4 protein-coding genes are annotated in these 5,230 nt (G+C 75.1%); 2 read left to right on the top strand and 2 right to left on the bottom strand.

Annotated elements, in window-relative coordinates; all coding sequences use genetic code 11:
* Positions 1-125: 125 nt before the first annotated feature.
* On the bottom strand, positions 126-683 hold the full coding sequence (locus AB0M46_RS50955) for a TetR/AcrR family transcriptional regulator (protein ID WP_363348940.1): 558 nt from the start codon (positions 681-683) through the stop codon (positions 126-128).
* Between the two features lie 89 nt (positions 684-772).
* Here AB0M46_RS50955 and AB0M46_RS50950 point away from each other — a divergent pair, with 89 nt between their 5' ends.
* Positions 773-2,941: a glycoside hydrolase family 3 C-terminal domain-containing protein gene (locus AB0M46_RS50950; RefSeq protein WP_363348938.1), complete on the top strand. Its 2,169-nt coding sequence runs from the start codon at positions 773-775 to the stop codon at positions 2,939-2,941.
* Positions 2,942-3,048: 107 nt separating this feature from the next.
* Here the strand turns inward: AB0M46_RS50950 and AB0M46_RS50945 are convergent, their stop codons facing one another.
* Positions 3,049-3,474, bottom strand: coding sequence for a protein-tyrosine phosphatase family protein (locus tag AB0M46_RS50945; RefSeq protein ID WP_363348936.1), 426 nt, complete (start codon positions 3,472-3,474; stop codon positions 3,049-3,051).
* Positions 3,475-3,524: 50 nt separating this feature from the next.
* Between AB0M46_RS50945 and AB0M46_RS50940 the strand changes: the two genes are divergently transcribed.
* Positions 3,525-5,230: FUSC family protein (locus tag AB0M46_RS50940; RefSeq protein WP_363348934.1), on the top strand; the 1,706-nt coding region annotated here is incomplete at its 3' end.

The following is a 5,230-nucleotide window of genomic DNA, read 5'->3' as shown; positions in this document are numbered from 1 at the left end:
AATAGATTGTCTCTGCTCCCAAACCCCGCGTTTTTGTCACACCCCCAGGGGTAAAATCTATCCTTATTACTCCCTAAATGTCGGGGCGCGCCAGCGCCCGACTTTTCGGACTTATCGCCGATGCGTCAGCCGAAGAGCACCTTCTCGGCCGCGGTCCACATGGCCACCAGGTCGGTGCCCGAGGGGTCGCGCAGCCATTGCAGCTGCAGGCCGTCCATGGTGGCCACGATCTGGCGGGCGAGCGTCTCCGGCCGCGGGCTCACCCCCTTGGCCAGCGTGGCCAGCGCGTCCAGCACGCCCTGCTGACGCGCCGCGAAGTACGCGTGCGCCGGGTGGTCCGGGGCGAGCGACTCCGCCGCCAGCACTGCGAACAGGCGCACGATCTCCGGCTGGGTGGCGTTGCGGCGCACCAGGGCGGCGCACAGCTCCCGCAGCCCCTCCGGCGGCGGGTCGCCCAGTGCCCGCCGGTCCTCCGCGTCCCGGTGCTCCAGCACGGCGACCAGCAGGCCGTCCTTCGAGCCGACGTGGTGCAGCAGGCCCGGCACGGTCAGGCCGCAGTCGTCCGCGACGTCCTGCATGGACAGGCCCCAGAAGCCGCGCTCGGCGACCAGGGCCGTGGCGGACTCGATGATCTGCCGGCGGCGCTGCTCGGCGGGCAGTCGCGCGCGATCCCCTCGTGCCACCCGTGCCGCCTCCTCTTGTCGGCGCAACCCTGCGGGTCTACGTTACGCGTGACTTACTACTTATTAAGTACTCAGTAAGGGGCGTCGCGATGGAGATCGAGGAGCAGGCCGCGCTGACCAGCGGCGCCGACTTCTGGCACACCCGGGCGGTGGCCGGCGTGCCGGCGGTGATGGTCACCGACGGGCCGCACGGCGTGCGCAAGCAGGTCGTCGGCGAGGGGCTGCTGGCCAGCGAGCCGTCGACGTGCTTCCCGCCGGCCGTGGCCATGGGCTGCACGTGGGACCCCGAACTGGTCCGCCGGGTCGGCGCGGCGCTGGGCGACGAGTGCCTCGCCAAGGACGTCGCCGTGCTGCTCGGGCCGGGGATCAACCTCAAGCGCACCCCGCTGGGCGGGCGCAACTTCGAGTACTTCAGCGAGGACCCGATCCTCACCGGCACCCTGGGCGCCGAGTGGGTCGCGGGCCTGCAGAGCCGCGGCGTCGGCGCGTCGCTCAAGCACTTCGCGATCAACAGCCAGGAGACCGACCGCATGCGGGTCAGCGCCGACGTGGACGAGCGCACGCTGCGGGAGCTGTACCTGCGGGCCTTCCAGCGAGTGATCCAGCGGGCCCGGCCGTGGACGGTCATGTGCTCCTACAACCGGATCAACGGCGTCTACGCGAGCCAGCACCGGTGGCTGCTCACCGACGTGCTGCGCGGCGAATGGGGATACGAGGGCGTGCTCGTCTCCGACTGGGGCGCCGTGGTCGACCGGGTGGAGGCGGTGCGGGCCGGCCTCGACCTGACCATGCCCGGCCCGGACGAGCCCGGCGACCGGGCGCTGGCCGACGCCGTGCGCGGTGGGTCGCTGCCCGCGGCGGCGCTGCAGACCGCTTCGGATCGGGTGGCCGCCCTGGTACGCCGGGCAGTCGCCGCGGCGACGCCGGGCGCCACGTTCGACGCCGCGGCCCATCACGCCCTCGCCCGCGAGGTCGCCGGACGGGCGATCGTGCTGCTCAAGAACGACGGCGGACTGCTGCCCCTCTCCGCCGGCGAGGCGAGCATCGCGGTCGTCGGCGAGCAGGCGCGCTCCCCGCGGTACCAGGGCGGCGGCTCCTCGCTCGTCAACCCGACGAAGCTGGACAACGCGCTCGACGAGATCGCCGCCCTGACCCGCGGCGAGGTGCGCTTCGCGGAGGGCTACGACGACCCCGCCGCGGCCGCCGCGCTGGCCGCCGAGTGCTCGGTGGCGATCGTCTTCGCGGGCTCCGAGGAAGAGACCGAGGGCTCGGACCGCACGGGCCTGGAGCTGCCGGCCGCGCACCTCGCGCTGATCGAGCGGGTCACGGCGGCCAACCCGCGCACCGTGGTCGTGCTCTCCAACGGCGCCGTGGTGCGCACGTCGCCGTGGGACGCGGCCGTGCCCGCGCTGGTCGAGGGCTGGCTGCTCGGCCAGGCCGGCGGCGGGGCGGTCGCCGACGTGCTCTTCGGCGTGGTGAACCCGTCCGGCCGGCTCACCGAGACCATCCCGCTGCGGCTGGCCGACCACCCGTCGCACCTGGACTTCCCGGGCGAGCAGGGCCACGTGCGCTACGGCGAGGGCATCCACGTGGGGTACCGCGGCTTCGACGCCCGCGAGCAGGAGGTGGCCTACCCGTTCGGGTTCGGGCTGTCGTACACCACGTTCGAGTACTCCGGCCTGACGGTGTCCACGGTGGACGGTGGCCTGGAGGTGCGCCTCACCGTGGCCAACACCGGCCCCCGCGACGGCCGCGAGGTCGTGCAGGTCTACACCTCGCTGGCCGGCTCCCGGGTGCGCCGCGCGCCCCGCGAGCTCAAGGCCTTCGCCACCGTGCCGCTCGCCGCGGGGGAGTCGGCCGAGGTGGTACTGCGCGTCGAGGCGGCCGACCTGGCGTACTGGGACATCGAACTCGGCCGCTGGGTGGTGGAGGCCGGCGAGTACACCGTCGCGGTCGGCGCCTCCTCGCGCGACCTGCGGCTGCACGCGACGGCCGCGGTGGCCGGCGACGACGAGCGGCGCCCGCTGACCGCCGCGTCGACGATCGCGGAGTGGTTCGCCGACCCGCGCGGCGCGCAGGCGCTCACCGAGGCCTTCGCCGCGATGGCCGCGGCCGGCGGTGGTGCGATGGCCCCGTCCGCCGCCGACCCGGCGATGTTCGCCTTCCTGGCGAGCATGCCGCTGGAGCGGGTGGTCGCCTTCGCCGGCGACGCCTTCAGCCCCGGCCTGCTCGCCGCGACCCTCAAGGCCGCGAACTGAAGCGCGCCGTGTAGCGGTTCTGCCGGGGCGTCCTCGCCGCGACCGTCAAGGCCGCGAACTGAAGCGCGCCGTGTAGCGGTTCTGCCGGGGCGTCCTCGCCGCGACCCTCAAGGCCGCGAACTGAAGCGCGCCACGTAACGCTTCTGCCAGGGCGTCTCGACGGCGTGCCGGTGGTAGTGGCGGCGCACATACGCGACCGCCTCGCCCGCCGGCACGCCGTCGAGGATCGCGATGCAGGCCAGGGCCGTGCCCGTGCGGCCACGGCCCCCGCCGCAGGCCACCTCGACCCGCTCGTCCCCGGCCCGTCGCAGCGCCTCGGCGAACGCGGCCGCGGCGGCCTCCTTGTCGGCCGGCAGCCGGAAGTCCGGCCAGCGCAGCCAGGTGTACGGCCACCCGGGATCGGGCGGCGCCGAGCCAAGCAGGTACAACCCGAACTGTGGATCGCCCGTCGCGGGTGAACGGCGCAGCCCGCGACCGCGGATCAGCCGGCCCGACGGCAGGCGCAGAACGCCCTCGTCCTCGGTGTTCCACATCGGCTCACAATAGAGGTGCGCGCGGCGGCCGGCCGTGATCGGATGCTGCCATGGGTCCCCTTGAATGGCTCCGGCGCCGCGATGCCAGCCTGGCCGTGCTGCGCCGCGCGGCCCGCACGGCCGTCGTCATGCCCATCGCCTTCGGGGCGGCCGCCTGGGTGATCGGCAACCCGGTCGTGGCCACCTACGCCGCCTTCGGATCGTTCGCCCAACTGCTCTTCGTCGATTTCACCGGCCCACCGGCCGACCGGGCCCGGGCGCAGATCGGCCTGGGCGCGGCCGGGGCGGCGTTCATCGCGCTCGGCACCCTCGTCGCCCCGGTCACCTGGCTGGCCGCCCTGACCACCGCCGCGCTCGCCTTCGTCGTGATCTTCTCCGGCGTGGTCAGTTCGGTGCTGGCCGGTGCCTCGAGCGCCCTCCTGCTGCCGTTCATCCTCTCCTCGTCCCTGCCCGGGCCGCCCTCGGCGATCCCGGCCCGGCTGGGCGGCTGGCTGCTGGCCACCGCCCTCGCCGTGGTGGCGATCCTGGTGCTGTGGCCGGCCCCGGTGCGTGACCCCCTGCGCCGCCGCATCGTCGAGGTCTGCCACGCGCTCGCCGACCACATGCACGCCGAGGCGGCCGCGACCCTCGGCCTGCCCGGCGGGACCCCGGCCGACATCCGGGCCGCCGCGGGGCGCGCCGACGAGGTGACCGCCGCGTTGAAGCACGACTTCTACGGCAGCCCGTACCGCCCGACCGGCCTGAGCACCGGCGCCCGCGCCCTGGTCCGCCTGGTCGACGAGCTGATCTGGCTGGAGCGGGTCCTCGTCGCCGGCCCCGCCCCCGGCGGCGAGCGCCCCTGCCGGGTCCGTTTCGCCGCGGCCGCCGTCCTGCGCGACGGCGCCGAACTGCTGGACTCGCCCGAGAGCGACCCCGGGCGGCTGCACCGCGCCCTGACCGACCTGCGGGTGGCCGCCCACGGGGTGGAGGACGGGCCGGCCGAGGATCTCCAGCCGGGCTTCCGGGCCCAGGAGATCAGCTTCGCGGCCGGTGCGATCGGCGCGAACGTCGAGATCGCCGTGGCGGCCGACCGCCGTACGCTGCCGCAGCGGTTGCTCGGCTGGCAGCCCAGCGGCATCGCCGGCCCGCTGGCCGCCGCGCGGGAGCGGGCCCTCGCCCACCTGGAGCGGCACTCGGTCTGGCTGCACAACAGCGTCCGCGCCGCCGCCGGCCTGGCCCTGGCCGTGCTCGTCGCCCGGCTGACCGGGGTCGACCACGCCTTCTGGGTGGTCCTCGGCGCGCTCGCGGTGCTGCGCTCCAACGCCCTCAACACCGGCCAGACCGTGCTGCGGGCCGTCCTGGGCACCCTGGCCGGCATCGTCGCCGGCGGCGCGCTCGTGTCGCTCATCGGCCCGGACCGCGTGCTGTCGTGGGCGATCCTGCCCGCCGCGGTCCTGCTCGCCGGCCTGGCGCCCGCGGTCGTCTCCTTCGCCGCCGGCCAGGCCGCCTTCACCATCGTGCTGTTCGTGCTGTTCAACCTCCTCGGCTCGACCGGGTGGCAGGTCGGCATCGTCCGGCTCGAGGACGTCGCCCTCGGCTGCGCGGTGAGCCTCGCCGTGGGCCTGCTGCTGTGGCCCCGCGGCGCCGGGCGGGCCCTCAGCACGGCGCTGGCCGAGGCGTACGCCGACAGCGCCGCCTACCTGCGCGCGGCCGTCGACTACGGCGTCGCGGCGGCGCCCCCGCCCGGCGAGGCGTCGGCCCGGGCGGCCGCGGCCGC

The sequence above is a fragment of the Dactylosporangium sp. NPDC051485 genome (assembly GCF_040682015.1).
Taxonomy (GTDB): domain Bacteria; phylum Actinomycetota; class Actinomycetes; order Mycobacteriales; family Micromonosporaceae; genus Dactylosporangium.
This window is presented reverse-complemented; position numbering and strand designations above follow the sequence as displayed.